General features: G+C 38.1%; 11 protein-coding genes. 3 read left to right on the plus strand and 8 right to left on the minus strand.

Annotated elements, in window-relative coordinates; genetic code table 11:
• Positions 1–197 precede the first annotated feature (197 nt).
• A complete protein-coding gene (locus F6K06_RS09750) occupies positions 198–659 on the minus strand; it encodes a hypothetical protein (protein ID WP_287240886.1) in 462 nt (153 codons plus the stop codon).
• 28 nt (positions 660–687) lie between these two features.
• Complete coding sequence (locus F6K06_RS09755; RefSeq protein WP_287240885.1) at positions 688–843, minus strand: hypothetical protein; 156 nt, start codon at positions 841–843, stop codon at positions 688–690.
• Positions 844–1,328: 485 nt separating this feature from the next.
• On the opposite strand from F6K06_RS09755, the gene era reads away from it, so the two are divergent.
• Complete coding sequence (gene era, locus F6K06_RS09760; RefSeq protein WP_287240883.1) at positions 1,329–2,261, plus strand: GTPase Era; 933 nt, start codon at positions 1,329–1,331, stop codon at positions 2,259–2,261.
• Between the two features lie 430 nt (positions 2,262–2,691).
• Here era and F6K06_RS09765 read toward each other — a convergent pair whose 3' ends face one another.
• Entirely contained in the window at positions 2,692–4,131 is a 1,440-nt protein-coding gene (locus tag F6K06_RS09765) for a sodium:alanine symporter family protein (protein ID WP_287240881.1), read from the minus strand.
• A 779-nt stretch (positions 4,132–4,910) separates the two neighbouring features.
• Here F6K06_RS09765 and F6K06_RS09770 point away from each other — a divergent pair.
• Positions 4,911–6,017 carry a DUF1611 domain-containing protein gene (locus tag F6K06_RS09770; RefSeq protein WP_287240879.1) on the plus strand — a complete coding sequence of 369 codons (1,107 nt, stop codon included), beginning with the start codon at positions 4,911–4,913 and terminating at the stop codon, positions 6,015–6,017.
• Positions 6,018–6,587: 570 nt separating this feature from the next.
• Here the strand turns inward: F6K06_RS09770 and F6K06_RS09775 are convergent.
• From F6K06_RS09775 to F6K06_RS09790, 4 genes are all read right to left on the minus strand, one after another.
• Positions 6,588–8,723, minus strand: coding sequence for a helix-hairpin-helix domain-containing protein (locus F6K06_RS09775; protein WP_287240877.1), 2,136 nt, complete (start codon positions 8,721–8,723; stop codon positions 6,588–6,590).
• Between the two features lie 617 nt (positions 8,724–9,340).
• A complete protein-coding gene (locus F6K06_RS09780; RefSeq protein WP_287240875.1) occupies positions 9,341–10,642 on the minus strand; it encodes a HEAT repeat domain-containing protein in 1,302 nt (433 codons plus the stop codon).
• A 141-nt stretch (positions 10,643–10,783) separates the two neighbouring features.
• Entirely contained in the window at positions 10,784–11,047 is a 264-nt protein-coding gene (locus F6K06_RS09785) for a hypothetical protein (RefSeq protein ID WP_287308822.1), read from the minus strand.
• A gap of 15 nt (positions 11,048–11,062) precedes the next feature.
• A complete protein-coding gene (locus F6K06_RS09790) occupies positions 11,063–12,613 on the minus strand; it encodes an NACHT domain-containing NTPase (protein ID WP_287240873.1) in 1,551 nt (516 codons plus the stop codon).
• A 590-nt stretch (positions 12,614–13,203) separates the two neighbouring features.
• Here F6K06_RS09790 and F6K06_RS09795 point away from each other — a divergent pair.
• The gene (locus tag F6K06_RS09795) at positions 13,204–13,386 is read left to right on the plus strand and encodes a hypothetical protein (protein WP_287240871.1); all 183 of its coding nucleotides are present in this window, start codon (positions 13,204–13,206) and stop codon (positions 13,384–13,386) included.
• Positions 13,387–14,144: 758 nt separating this feature from the next.
• On the opposite strand, the gene F6K06_RS09800 is transcribed toward F6K06_RS09795, so the two are convergent.
• A complete protein-coding gene (locus F6K06_RS09800) occupies positions 14,145–15,587 on the minus strand; it encodes a phosphoglucomutase/phosphomannomutase family protein (RefSeq protein ID WP_124147690.1) in 1,443 nt (480 codons plus the stop codon).
• Between the last annotated feature and the right edge of the window lie 13 nt (positions 15,588–15,600).

Consider the following 15,600-nt stretch of genomic DNA (forward strand, 5'->3'; position numbering starts at 1 on the left):
AAGACTACCCGTTGATAGGTGTTCGGTGGAAATGCAGTAATGTATGCAGCCTAGACACACTAACAGACCGAGGACTTGACCTCATTTCTCTTTTCACTTCTGACTATGCAGCCTTCTTTGTTTCTTTTTTTTAAAAAGAAAGCTTGTTTCTATTCGTTGAATTTAGAAGCAGGCTTTCTTTTTTACGTTACCTTGCGTTACCTACAAACAGCACGATTGTTAGCATTTAGAACTATTGTGCCTTCTTCTCCATTAATAATAACTGGGTTGCCTGTGCTAACTCTCAATAATCGTGGTTTTTTATTCAAACATTCTGTAACCTCTTCTCCCCAAGCTTCTATAGAAGCAGTGTACTCCGCTCTGTAACGCAAAAGCTCATCTAGAGTAATTCCAGTGGGTATAGGAGGTAAGTTGTTAACAAAAGCATCAGTTATTGGAGAATCTGTACTGATGCTGTCATCAACATCAACTTCAGTAATAATTGGAAAATCAAATCTTCTGGGTAAGGTTCTGTACGGAATAGACAAATCTGGTAATGGATAATATTCTTCCTTACCAGATTTGTAATCGAAATCAGATGGTATTGCCAAAGCTGGTAGAGGTAAATTTGCAACGACTAAAGCACAAACACTTCCTAATAATGTAGAAAATTTTTTCATTTTTTTTCCTAGTTCTAGATCGATTTAATTAGATATCAACTAACAAGTTAGTTTGCCAAACCTTGAAAGTTTCTAAACTTTCTGCCCCTAATGTTTTTGCTCGCCTAAGTAAATCAACTTCTTTTTTAGATAAAGAGAAGTCAAAAGTAACTGGCAAAAAACTTAAACAAGGCAAAATTATCATACTCTACAAAATACTGTAAAATTCAACAGTATATCTTAATAAAGTAAGAAAAGATAAGATGTCTGTTATAGCAGCAGAAGGCAGAATAAAAAAGGGGTTGGTGATTAGGTAATGCCATTAAATATTTATGAACGGTACAATTATAGTTTTTTCATAGATATTTGAGACAAAAGCATTACGCATTCACCAATGCCATAAAAAATCTGGCTTTGTGTGAGTTTTCAGCTTTTGAGATGTTTTCACCTTTCCTTCGACTGCTATAATTATTCAGCTTTGTACTACTACATGAATTAAATTCATGTAAGCACTGAAGTTAATATTTTACTGATGATGAGTCACTTCAGAATAATATACTTTAATCCTTGTATTTTAATAATATTCTGATAACCACAAGAAAAATGTATAGTATCTATCAGTTAATATCAAAAAAATTTTACTTAATAAGTTGTTATTTTTGAAATATATAAAATAAAAAAAATACAAAAATGGAATTGTCCACAAGTATGATAATTCCCGTAGCACCTGCGGGATATAAATCTGGATTTGTTGGTATAATAGGACGGCCTAATGTTGGCAAATCTACTTTAATGAATCAACTGGTAGGGCAAAAAATTGCTATTACTTCCCCAGTTGCTCAAACTACTCGTAATCGTCTCCGTGGTATTTTGACTACAGAAGCAGCGCAGATGATTTTTGTTGATACTCCTGGTATTCATAAACCTCATCACCAATTGGGCAAGGTATTAGTTCAAAATGCTAAAATAGCAATCCAATCTGTGGATGTAGTATTGCTGGTAGTGGATGGATCAGTAATAGCTGGTGGGGGCGATCGATATATTATAGATTTACTCAACAAAACACACACTCCTGTGATATTAGGTTTGAATAAGTTAGATTTACAACCTCAAGATAATGGGGAGATAGAAGCTAGTTATCATCAATTGATCGCTCCTCACCCCTGGCAAATAGTGAAATTTTCTGCTCTTACAGGAGAAGGAGTAGAAGGACTACAAGATTTGTTGATTGAACATCTTGAAACTGGACCTTATTATTATCCTCCTGACTTAGTAACAGACCAACCAGAACGTTTTATTATGGGGGAATTGATCCGAGAGCAAATCTTACTGTTGACTCGTGAAGAAGTACCTCATTCAGTAGCGATCGCTATTGATAGAGTAGAAGAGGAAAAAACTATTACTCGTATTCTTGCTACTATTCATGTTGAACGCTCATCTCAGAAAGGAATTATTATAGGTAAAAGCGGGAATATGTTAAAAGCTATTGGTAGTGCAGCACGTCAACAAATTCAAAAGTTAATTGCTGGAAAAGTTTATTTGGAATTATTTGTAAAAGTGCAATCTAAATGGCGACAGTCTCGGATTCAATTAGCAGAGTTGGGTTATCAAGTTGATGAATAAAAGAAATTATATCATGTCTGGTTAAACAGTTATAAATAAATGACGAAGGAGTCAGAAATCAGGAGTCAGGAGGGAAAAAAGAAGAAGAAAGAGAAAGTTTTTCTATCACTAATTATCAAGATATGATATTACACTTTCAAATAAAAATATATTAGTTTAGACTCTTAAAGATATAAAGAATTGGCATTGCTCAATTAGACTATGAATTTGTTAAGGTGAAATAGAATAAATAATATTAGGCGTTCGCTTTCACCTGAATTATTACCAAAATGTAAATCGGAAAATATCCGTAAAAATGGTAAGAATAGGTATTAATTAATGATGGATTTCATTACTTATATCATGTTCGGATAATCACTAATTACAAAAACCTTATCCCTTTGAACCTTTCCTTCCCTTCTGCCTTCAGCATAACTGCCTTCTGCCTTCTTCAATGCATTGTTCCTGACTGCAAACGAAGCATATAATTTTTTAGATCGGATGCAACTTCACCTGACATTAAATAACAACCAATTAAATTAGGAAAAGCCATAGCTAAAAGCATCATATCTGTAAAATCTAATGCAGCACCAACACTAACATTAGCACCAATTATTACACCGAAAATATAGATAATTTTAGGAATAATAGCTGTCTTAATTCCAAACAAATAGTTCCAAGAAATTATTCCTTGATAAGCAGTACCAATCATAGTTGAAAAAGCAAATAAGAAAACTGCAAAAGCCAACATATAAGGAAACCAGCTAAAAACTGAAGCAAAAGCATCAGCAGTCATTTTTACTCCATCAATTCCTTCTCGAGAATCTTGATAAACTCCTGTAATTACAATTACTAAAGCTGTCATATTACAGATAATAACTGTATCAATAAATGGTTCTAATAAAGCCACTATTCCTTCTCGAATTGGTTCATTAGTTTTAGCCGAAGCATGGGGAATAGATGCAGTACCTAATCCTGCTTCATTAGAATAAGCTGACCGTCTTAACCCTATAGAAAATGTTGTGACAAAACCACCAGCAACGACTGCTGAAGGAGAAAAAGCTTCAGTGAAAATTTTACCAAAAGCTGGCAGAATTTCTGTAAAATTAATACCTAAAATCCACAGACAAGCAACAATATAAATAACTGCCATTGTTGGTACTAAACTACCCGCAACTGTACCAATACGTTTCATCCCACCCAGAATGACGACCGCTACTAATATTGCCACGATCGCACCATAAACCCAACTTGATAACCCAGGTATAACATTAGAAACGGCGATGTAAGACTGATTGGTTTGGAAAATGCTAGCACCAACTAGGGTAGATAGTCCGCAGAAGAATGCAAATAAAGTGGCCATTCCTTGTCCCACTGCACGGAATCCCATATTAGCTAGACCTTTGGATAAATAATACATTGGGCCTCCAGCTATAGAACCATCTGAGTTGATTCTTCGGTATTTCAGACCGAGAGTACATTCTGTAAATTTGCTGGTCATACCAAATAACCCACCAATAGTCATCCAAAATACTGCACCAGGCCCGCCTAATTGGATGGCGATCGCGACACCTGCCACATTTCCTATACCCACTGTGCCAGAAATAGCTGTGGCAAGAGCTTGGAAGTGAGTAACTTCTCCTTCATTTTCTGGGGAATCATATTTTCCTCTCACGATATCAATAGCGTGTTTAAAACCTCGGATATTAATAAACCCCATACGAAATGTTAGTAAAATTGCTCCTAAAATTAGCCACAATACAATTAGTGGAAAACCAGCAATATCAAAAAAGATAATTTTTTCTAGGATGACTACTAACTTTTGAAAAATCCCATCAATAGCACTAAAAATATTAGTATTTTCGACCTTTGTGACAGCTAAGACAGTCATTTCAGTTATTAGTTATCAGTTATCAGTTATCAGTTATCAGTTCCTCTGCAATAAGGAGGCAAGAAAATACGGAATTCTCTTTTCTCTTGGTCGATTAGATATGGCGCAGGTTTCCTCCCCATCTATCGACCGCTTTTTATCCCCTTAAAAGGGGAGGCGCATACCCACAATTTATCGGTAAAATTTACTGTAGTAATAAATATTATAGACAACAGCATATTTTTCACTAAATTTTGAGGAAATTTTGACATTTAATTATGTCTGATGGGCAAAAAATAATAATATATATTAATGATATATATTCATGGATTTATTATTTTTCAATATGTAAGCATTTCCTGCGGAATGCTGCGCAAACAGCTATTAGCAGTCAGCTCTCAGCAATAAAAATGAATTAAGCAAGTACTCGTTTAACTTCTACTACATTTTCAACTCTATGGAGGGAAATATAGATGTGGCTAGCGCTTAGTGCTAAGGTTAAGTAATGGGCAATTCTATTACTAATACTTTTAATTCTGTAAAGCTGATAGCTGATAGCTGACCGCTGAATGCTTACTTCAATATACAATTAGGAACATTGATGAAAAATATATTTTTAACAAATTATTACACAATTTTTAATGAATGCTAGTTTAAACTAAATACTATAGTTAAGGTTATACAAAGATTTGTAAATTACCTATACAGATTTTAAGTTATAAAAGGAATTCTATTTGTATTCTAGGTTCATTATTAACTATTACTTGTACTTACACAGGAAATTTATTCATTAAAAAACCATGACTGCAGAAAATACACAATCAAAAATTCAAAATAGTAAAATAGCAATTCTCCTACACAATGGCATCCAGGGTACATCAGGTAAAACTGGCTTATCACTATTGCGCTACAGTCAAGCAGAAATTGTTGCCGTCATCGATCGCCAATGTGCCGGAAAATCATTGCCCGAACTCACTAAAATTCCCCGCGACATACCAATAGTTGCTTCTGTTGCCGAAGCGATCGCTTTTGACCCAGAAGTATTAGTCATAGGTATTGCTCCTTCCGGCGGTGCTTTACCTGATGAATGGTTTGGAGAAATCAAACAAGCAGTTACTTCTGGGTTATCAGTAGTCAACGGTTTACATAGCTCTCTGGCAAATCATCCAGAAATTCAACCACTATTGCGACCTACGCAATGGATATGGGATGTGCGTCAAGAACCTCAAGGATTAACTATTGCCACTGGGAAAGCTAGAACACTTTCTTGTCGCCGAGTCTTAACAGTGGGTACTGATATGGCGATCGGTAAAATGTCTACCAGTTTAGAACTAAATGCCACAGCTCAACGTCGAGGTTTCAACTCTAAATTCCTCGCTACAGGTCAAGCAGGTTTAATGATTGCTGGCAATGGTATTGCTTTAGATGCAGTGCGAGTTGACTTTGCTGCCGGAGCAGTAGAACAAATGATTATGCAGTTTGGTAAGACCCACGACTTACTGATTATTGAAGGCCAAGGTTCTCTATTGCATCCAGGTTCTACTGCTACCCTCCCACTATTGCGCGGTACTCAACCCACGGATTTAATCTTGGTGCATCGTGCTAATCAAACTCATATTCGCAATCATCCCAGTGTTTTGATTCCACCGTTACCTAAAGTAATTGAGTTCTATGAGATGGTAGTCGCTGCTGGTGGCGCTATGGAAGCAGTGCGAGTTATTGGTATTGCTATGAATACTTTTCATTTAGATGAAGTGACGGCTAAAGAAGCGATCGCTCAAATAGAAACAGAAACTGGTTTGCCTTGCACTGACCCTGTGCGTTTTGGTGCGGATCTATTATTGGATGCAGTTATAGTAGGCAACAGGCAACAGGCAACAGGCAAAAGTGGGAAAAACATTGCCTAGTATTGCTACGCGGAAGTTAAAAGTCAAAAGTATTTGACTCTTATCTTTAATATTGAATAACAAGGATACTACCGGATTTGATATAGCAATAGGTATTAAGATTAGGACAGCTAAGAAACTTCAAAACATGACAGTTAAAAGTTTTGACTCTAGCTGATAGCTGTTTGCGTAGCATTCCGTAGGAAATGCTTATAGCTATCAGGATTTACGCACGGATACTAAATCGAGTGAGGGCGCCATTCGGAGCTTTGCGGAGCGCAAATGCCATCCGCCCCTACACATGGCGTTTTCAAGGTTAATTTGCGTAAGTCCTTGCTATATTATACCAATTTGAAAAAAGAATGCTACAAAAAAAAGCTGAGAATTATGCCTAAAAAGAACTTATCCAATCCTATAAGCTACTTATTTCGATTGTTTATCCTTTTTTTATAATTTGTTTATTACTTTTCCTTCTTAGCAAAAAAGACGGTCTAAAGCCTCCCCTTTTAAGGGGATAAAAAAAGAGTATTCCGTATTTCAAGCCTATGGCTTCAGAAGTAGGTACTGATAACTGATAACTGATAACTGAAATTACCACTTCCCCATACCTCCCCAAGCTGCCCCAGAGAAACAGCCAGCAATTGCACCCAAACCAGCCCCAAAAATCGTTGAAAGTATAATAGTAAAATCTTCATCAACTCGCATAATTCTAACTAAATCTATCGACCAAAATTGCGGTAAAATACCACCCAAAATTACCCCAATAATTACTCCTAAAAAACACCCCCAAATTCCACCTAAAAAAGCACCTCTAATCCCTGATAATTTATTTGATAAAGGTAAAGTTGGCGCTCCTAAAATTGGTCCTAAAACAGCACCACCGATAATACCACCCATTGCACCTACACCTATTGCAGGAATCATACTACTTATGAATATTGATACTAACTCCAGCCAAGAATTACTATTCTCTTTCATACTTTCCTGAAACACAAAAACACCAGCTAAAATTGCCCCAATAACTGTTCCTAAAAAAGCACCCCAAATAGCACCTAAAAATAAACCACGTCTTCCCCAAACTCGTCCAGGCACAGGCAATGTTAAAGGTGGTTTAAAAGCACTCCAAAAACTACCCCAAATAGTACCTAGAAATCCTCCAAATAAAACTGCTTGCCCAAATAACTCCAGACGATTACTAATTCCATATATACTACCACTAATAGCAACTGCAATAAACCCTCCCCAAAATGCTCCAGTTAAACCTAAACTGCTACCAGACGATCCCAAAGGAATAATATATTGCCAAGCTAATGCGAAAAACCCCCCCCACAACATTCCCACGATCGTACCACCAAAAACTGCAAGGCTACCTTTTATTGTTCCTAATATTAAACCTGCTACTGCTGCTGCACACAATACTCCCCAAAGGCTACCCCACATAGCATCTTTAGCAATACCAGCAATACCATTTCCACCACCTGGTAGAGGAATTATTGGTAATGATGGCGGTTTAGTTTTAGTCAGAATAGGTGTTAATAAAGGTTGATATTGACCCATTTTTCTGTTTATAATAATAGGTTTTGGCGGTGCTGGTTTTCGGGGAGTAGTAGTAGTTTTTGGCGGCCCCAACGACAATAATTTTCGTTGCTTAGGTTGAGCTGGTTGCAGATGTTTCTGATTTCGCACTGCTTCCCTTGATGGAAAAGGGTCGCGCCCTTTTAATTTTTTGGTACGATCGCACCACGGACAAGATTTTAAATGATTACCATATAAATGTTGATGATTTTTTTGACAAATTATCAAATTATCTTCTGCTTCTCGTAGAACTTGCAACCAAATTTTAGTATCTGGGCGCTCCGTAGGATGTTTATGTCCTTTTTCAAAACAATCAATAAACAATTGTTGTATGGTGGGATGCAAAATCTTAAAATCTGGCGCAAGTGGGGTTGGGCGATAGGGAACTCGCTTTTTACTGTAGGGAAAATGACCTGCTTGAATTCGAGCTTCAAGACTTGGTGGTTCACCTCTACCTTGATAAACTCCAGCAAAGGGGTGAGTTCCCTCCATCAACACCTGAAATATTAACACCGCCACCCCAAATAAATCATGTTCTGGTAGGCGATCGACTTCCCGGAAACTCTGACCTTGTAATTCTGGGGGAGTAAATTCTGGTTTTCCCACTGGGCAACGATAAACTTCTAGAGTGTAGGGGTCGCGCACTTGAAATGAGTCTGTATCAACTAGGGTTACTAAAGCAGTATCTGTCACCAGCATATTTGACTCATTGATATCGCCGACTGCATATCCACTTTTGTGTAAAGCATTAACTGCTGCGACTAAATTACGAGCTGTGCGGTGAAGATAACGATAGTTGAAGAGGGGTTTTTGTTCCCTACGGTTTCTAGGATTATAGAATATGTGTATCGGTTCTGCTCTAAAAACACGAGGCATGAGAAAACCGATGATTTGCTGTTTACTGTTGAGGGTGTGTAGTAGGTCTACAGGCCATGCGATCGCTGAATGTCCGGCTGCTATTGGTGCGTCTGGTGGGTGAGAGAACATCACTGTTAGTTTATCGGCATCTTCATCTGTGGGTTTGTGGTAAATTTTGGCCACTAAGGATGGGTCTTGTAGCACAGGATAGATACGACCTTCTCCACCCCCACCAATCAAGTTTTGGGTGTCTAAAGTGACGATTTGTCCACTAAACTGACGTTGCAACTGCATGGGTACTGTTGTTTACCCTAAGATTGTTTTTTCGTTTACAGTATAGCTTGAAATTTTTAATTAGGGAATAGGGAACAGGGAACAGGGGGAATAAAAAACTGATTATATAGGGCTTGCTGAAAAAGTCTTTTTTAAGGAGTAGGGGAGCGGGGGAGTAGGGGAAGTAGGGGAGAATTTTTTTGCCCAACTATGCGCTAAAAATGCTAACTTTTTGAGCATCAAGAGCTGAAAACCATGTACTTTTTCAATACCTTAAAAGGCTAAAACCTTTATCTGGTAATTATTTAAAATTTAATCAGCCAACCCTAATATAAGCTTTTAGCTATTGGAAAGTTCTTGTAATTTGTACATAAGCCAGCGCACATTGCTATATATGAAGTAGGACTTACGCAAATTCACCTTGAAAATGCTATCTGTAAGGGCGAATGCCATTCGCACTCACTGAATTTAGTGTCTGTGCGTAAGTCCTGTGAAGTACAAATATTAATGTTTAATGTTCTGTATTCTGGGCATCCTAGTAGTGTACCTGATTGAGATGAAGTATGGCAGAATGCGACAACGGGAGCAAGATGCTCCCACTGCCTAACTATTGAATTTTGACAAACTGCCTCATATTCTTAACTCTCCTCACTTACAACTAAATACCACAGCACATCAATACCTCTGCCGACATATTCTGAATCTTGATGTTGTTGAATCCATTGAATAATTGTCGGGAGGATATTGTTGGATTTTTTGCCTAAATTACCTAAAGCTTCGGCAGCATCACTACGCACAAAAGAATCCTTATCTTGGAGTCTTTCTATTAGGGCATTAACTACAGTTTCTGAGGTGTTATTCAATATACCTAAAGCTTTGGCTGCTTGCCTACGCACATCATAGTTTTTATCTTGAAGCAGTGCTACTATGGCATCAATTACATTTTCTGAACTGTTACCTAATCTCCCCAAGGCTATAACTGCAGTCTTACGAACACCATTATTCTCATCCTGAAATTGTGCTAGTAGAGTGCTAACTACAGTTTCTGAATTGTCATGTAAATGACTCAAGGCTATAGCTGCCCACCCTCTCACACCAGGATTCTCATTTTGAAGTTGTGCTAGTAGGGTGCTGACTATAGTTTCTGAGTTTTTGTCAAAATAACCTAAGACTATGGCTGCCCATGCTCCCATATCAAAATCGTTATCCTGAAGTTTTGCTAGTACAGTATTAACTACAGTTTCTGAACTTTCACCTAATGTCTTTAAGGCTAAGGTTGCCCATCCTCGCACAGTATAATGTCTATCCTGAAGTCGTGCTAGTAGAGCATTAATTATAGTTTCTGATGTGTTACCTAGTCTGGCCAAAGTTGAGCTTGCCCATCCTCGTACACTTGTATCTTCATCCTCAAGTAGTTTTAGCAGGACGTCAACCAAAGCTTCTGAGTTTTTGCCTAAATAGTTTTTACCGAAACTGCTCAAGGCTGAGGCTGCCAGCGAACACACATAAGAATCTTCATCTCTAAGCCGTGCTAGTAGGGCACTGACTAAAGCTTCTGAGCTTTTACCTATTTTGAAGGCATCAATAACTGCTCTTCTACGGACATTATAGCTCTTATTTTGAAGCCGTGTCAGCAATGTTTCTATTACCTTATCTTCTAACTCATATTCTGCCCCCAACTCTGCTTGATATTTCCACCACCGCCACTCATCAATTAAATTTCTCTGCTCTTTTAACACCTCCAAAGCTTGCACCTGAAAATCAGTTTCATAAAGACTACAAAGAATTTCATAGACCTGCTCACGAACTTTCTCACCAACCTGCTCTACATTACTCACTTCCAACTCAACCAACCTCTCCAAAATCTCCTGTACCAACTCACCATCAACACTCCGCAAACCCTTCGGATCTTCTGCTAAACAATTTCCAGCAAAAAACAAATCCCGATGTAACCACTGCTCATACTCATATCATGTCCGGTAGCATCGGTCTTGTATAGCAAAGGTAAGGAAGAAGGAAGAAGGAAGAAGGAAGAAGAAAGAGGGAAGAGGGAAGAAGGCTACCCTCGCAAGAAAAAACCATCATTTCCTGTAGATATTCACCCTTAGGTTTACACAAACGATATAAACGGACATGATATCACTACCATGATTCAAAATTGCCCGCATCGCCTTTGCCACCTTTTTCGGCTTCTGTTGTGCTATTAGCAATAATAAAACTTCCCGCCAGTGAGACTCATGCAAATGTTCTCGAATACTATTCAAAACAATTTCAAAATCACCCTCATTATCCGCCTGATAATCAATCTCCTCAGCACACAAATATTCTTGAAAAGTCTTATGCACGAACCCATAAAAATCTTACCCCTGCTCATTCAACAACCCCGTGCGTTCCCGAATTAATTCCACAAATCTTTCCGCCTCTTCCTTTGCCTGATATAACTGCACCTGCTTCAACCTCTTAATCTCTCGACTCAACTGCTCTATCAACTCATCTCTATCTATCAACGTGCCACCCTCATTATCCCCAACATTTCCCTGAGTATGTACCCAAAAAGCCAACAATTCCATCAACCTGCGTAGATCGTCTAAATCTAAATATTGAAACACCCCATGATTACTGATTTCTTTATTAGCATCCCAGGAAGTTAACAGCGTCTTCACGGCAGCATCATAAAGCTCAAACCGTTTTTTGGGCAAAACTGCCTGATACCGATGAATCAAAGCAATAATTGTCAATAACAAGGGATTTCGGGCTAACAACTTAATCCGGTCATTATCATCCAACGCCTTTCGTAAACTCTCTTTCCGTCTTTCTGCCTCCGCTCGATCTTTAAACCGACTGTCATACCAATTATTGATAAATGCCGAAATTTTCTCATCGTCAAACGGCTGCATTTGATAGTGGGGAAATTCCTCTGTGCGGAAAAAGTCGCGTCTATAACCCGCAGGGCGAGATGTAATAATTGCCCGGTTTCTGTCAAACTGTCCTAAAAAATTCTCAATGCGTCTGACCACATCATAACGTTTGCCTTCTTCGGCCACTTCGTCCAAACCATCGAGCAATATTAATGCTCTGCCATCTTCTAACCAATGTTCAAAAAATCCTGTTGGTAAAGTTTTGACTGCCATAGTTTTCTCGGCAAATATACGAGCATATTCGAGAATGCTTTTGTCGGGATGTCGCGCTAAGTCTCGTATTCTAATTAAAATTGGGAGCCAGTCGGTGTTGGGGTCTAAACCCAAAATTTGAGGTTGTGTTTGTGCCAACATCACGGCAAAATAACTCATCAATGTTGTTTTTCCTGAACCAGGCGCACCTAATATGACAAATTTCCGTGACTGACTTTGAGTCAATAATTCTGAGGCTAAAAATTTTCTGCCAGTAGTATTTATCAATAATTCCCTTTCCAGTTTTTCCCCACTTCCTGCTAATAATAAATCCCTTTCAAAACCCCCTGCTGTTGAGATATCTTCTACCACATCTGGCATGACAAAAATATAGGCTAATTTTTCTGATTTTTCTACTTCTTGTCCAGGTACAGAAATACCAGCAAATTTCACATCATCAAACCAATTTGTTAACTGCTCAAAATAATTTTGTTTAGCTACTTGGTATTTAATATAAGTATCAGTTTGTTGAAAATAAGCATTCACAAAGGTTTCTATCCAAGGTTGTAGAGATTGTTGATTTAATTGAATATTTTTTGTCTGTGCTTCTTGTTGAAAAATTATGATTAAAATATCAATATCTGGTTTGCCTTGACTAATTAATGGTTTTTGTAATTCCGTCAAAACAGCAGAATGTTGAAAATATTGGCTGAGAAATTTATTAACTCCATTCCAACCATCTTGTTTAGCTGAATAAAATAAAAGCTGTTGAGGCGAGAGTTTATTTTCCCATTCCTTCACAGCTTTTTCTCCAGATTTAATTGCCTTTTCTATTTTTTTGGCGATGCAAGAGGAAAATCTTTGCCGTTTTTTTGGTGCTTCACAGAATGCAGATTAATCATCCCTGTATCCGTGGCTCAATCCTTGTCTGGCAACAACGATTTTTTTGAGGATGCAAGGGGAAAATCCTTGTGGTTTTTTTGAGCTTCACAGGATGATAATTTTCTTTGGTTTGTGAATATAGCGATCGCAGAGCAAGTGCGGTAGCTACATCCCTTCTACATGAGTAAATATATAGATGTGTTGATGGGGTGAAAATTTTTCCTGTCGCTATTTCTTGATCTGAGTGCTTCTCCGAATGATTATTTTCTCTGCTTTGATGGTTTGAGTATCCCTTCTATATATATTCAGTGGCGAAATGGTATTTTTGGGTTGAATAAAAAGTCATAATAAATGGCAAACTACACCCAATGATTACATACTATCACGATTTTTTTGAGGATGCAAGGGGAAAATCCTTGCCGTTTTTTTGGTGCTTCACAGGATGATAATTTTCTGGATTTGTGAATATAGCGTTAGTGGAGCAAGTGTGGTAGCTACATTACTTCTACATGAGTAAATATATGGATGTGTTGATGGGGCGGGCAAATTTTGCGATCGCTACTTCTTTCCTGAGTGCTTCGCAGGATGATTATTTTCTCTGCTTTGATGGTGTAAGTTTCCCTTCCATAAGTATTCAGTGGCGAAATTGTGTTTTTCGGTTGAATAAAAAGTCATGTATAGGGGAGAATTAGCAGGGCAAACGCATCTTATTTTGCCGTTCCCTATATGTAGTGTTTATTTGATTTTATAGACACTATATGTTGAAAGTCTATTGTCAACAAGCGCAATAAAACCCGGTTTATTGATAATTACCCCTAGTTTATTGACGAGATGCGTTTGCCCTGGGAGAATTAGACACAATGGTTAAATTGTATCACGATTTTTTTGAGGATGCAAGAGGAAAATCCTTGCCGTTTTTTTTAGAGCTTCACAGAATGCAGATTAATCATCCGTGTATCTGTGGCCAAGTCCTTGTCTAGCAGTTGCTCAAATGTAATAGTAAGTAGTTGAAGGTAATTTCAGTTATCAGTTAGTCTCTTCTCGAGGAGCTACGCTAACAGTACCTCTGCAATCAGAAGGCTTTAAATCTGGAATATTATCTTTTCTGTTGGTCGATGGTCGGTCAGGGAGGAGACCCGTTCTTGCAGACCCGCTCCCCTGTTAGCGTTTGCGGTAGCATTCCGGAACGGAAAGCTTTGCGGTAGCAAACGCCATTCCATCCTACGGGAAGATCCGAAGATCGACCGCTTTTTATCCCCTTAAAAGGGGAGGCCTCAGACCACAATTTTTCGGTAAAATTGAACAACTTATGTTTTACCCTGATATGATACTTAATCTAAAAATCATTACCACTAAGCAACGCCAGAATTGAACTTCTGACTTCTGACTTCTGACTTCAGTAAAGTGCTAGACATCAAAACTACAGGATTCATTTGCAACTTTGCATAAATCAAGCAATACTGTTAGCCCAATTTTTAGCCCATTCCAAAGTCTGCTTAACCTGCTGCATATCCGCACCTTCACAATAAAGCCGCAAAACAGGTTCAGTACCACTAAACCGAATCAATAACCAACGACCATCAGCTAACCGCAACTTATACCCATCTATAGTCAAACAATCAACCACTTTTTGTCCGGCAACCTCCGTCAAAGGATAACTTTGTAACTGCTCCAACAAACGCGATCGCACCTCCATATTAGGCAAAGGTAAATCTATCCTGTCATAAACAGAACTAAAACCTGTTTTTTCTTGAAGTTTGCCGTAAATTGCACTTAAATCTTCACCAGACATTACCACTGCTTCTAACAAATAGAGTGCTGATAATAAAGCATCCCTTTCCGGAATATGAGTACCATAACCAATACCCCCAGACTCTTCTCCACCCACAAGCACCTGAGTTGACAACATCCGGTCGGCAATATATTTATAACCAATGGGAGTTTCAAAAATTGGCATATTATATAATTGTGCCACCTTGGGAAATAGATCCGAACCACTAATAGTCTTTACAACTTCCCCACTAAACCCATGCCTAGTTGTCAGATGTTCTATCAGAATAGGAATTAAAATTTGGGAGCTGAGAAAATTACCCTCACCATCCACAGCAGCAATGCGATCGCTATCTCCATCAAACACTAATCCAATGGATAAACTTCCCTGATTTGCTGCTCGATAACTTTTCATTTCCTTAAAAAGTTTACTCAAATAGCGAGGCAAAGGTTCAGGGGCACCACCATCAAATAAAGGGTCGCGATTACCATTAACCTCTTGAATTTCCACTCCCAGTATCTTTTGCAACCCTCCAGCAGCAGCACCGTGCATTACATCTGCAAAAACTTTTAATTTTCCCTCATTAATAGCAGACTTAATGTTGTTAATATCTACCATTTTTTGTAGAGTTTCACAATAACTAGGCCAAGGATTAAAACTTTCTATTTTGCTCCCCTGAAGCCTATCTTTTTCTACTTCAACTGTTAATAATTCTTCTATTTGTTGTGTAATTTCTGGAGGAACTGACCCACCAAAAGCACCCTTTACTTTTAACCCTAAATATTTTCCTGGATTATGACTAGCAGTCATTACGATTGCCCCAAGAGCTTGTTTTTCAAATGCTGCCCAACTAAAAGCTGGAGTAGGAGCATAAGTATCTGTTAATAGCACATCAAACCCTACATTTTGAATAGCTTCAGCAGCAACTTGGGCAAATTCTTCGGCCATAAACCTACGATCATAACCAACAATTACTGTTTTACTATTATTCGTAGAATCAGCATAATTTTTCTCTAAAATTCGCGCTGCGATTGGAGCTACTAAAGAAACCCGTTCAAAAGTAAAATCATCAGCTATAACACCGCGCCAGCCATCTGTTCCAAATTTTATTGGTTTAGCCATACCATAAATCTCT

Origin of the sequence: Okeania sp. SIO1H4, from assembly GCF_010672695.1 — a bacterium.
GTDB lineage: Bacteria > Cyanobacteriota > Cyanobacteriia > Cyanobacteriales > Microcoleaceae > Okeania > Okeania hirsuta.

Excerpts from the sequence above, each read along its gene's own strand:
- F6K06_RS09750 (WP_287240886.1), bottom strand. The coding sequence starts at position 659 with ATGAAAAAATTTTCTACATTATTAGGAAGTGTTTGTGCTTTAGTCGTT.
- F6K06_RS09755 (WP_287240885.1), bottom strand. The coding sequence starts at position 843 with ATGATAATTTTGCCTTGTTTAAGTTTTTTGCCAGTTACTTTTGACTTC.
- era (WP_287240883.1), top strand. The coding sequence starts at position 1,329 with ATGGAATTGTCCACAAGTATGATAATTCCCGTAGCACCTGCGGGATAT.
- F6K06_RS09765 (WP_287240881.1), bottom strand. The coding sequence starts at position 4,131 with ATGACTGTCTTAGCTGTCACAAAGGTCGAAAATACTAATATTTTTAGT.
- F6K06_RS09770 (WP_287240879.1), top strand. The coding sequence starts at position 4,911 with ATGACTGCAGAAAATACACAATCAAAAATTCAAAATAGTAAAATAGCA.
- F6K06_RS09775 (WP_287240877.1), bottom strand. The coding sequence starts at position 8,723 with ATGCAGTTGCAACGTCAGTTTAGTGGACAAATCGTCACTTTAGACACC.
- F6K06_RS09795 (WP_287240871.1), top strand. The coding sequence starts at position 13,204 with ATGAGTAAATATATGGATGTGTTGATGGGGCGGGCAAATTTTGCGATC.
- F6K06_RS09800 (WP_124147690.1), bottom strand. The coding sequence starts at position 15,587 with ATGGCTAAACCAATAAAATTTGGAACAGATGGCTGGCGCGGTGTTATA.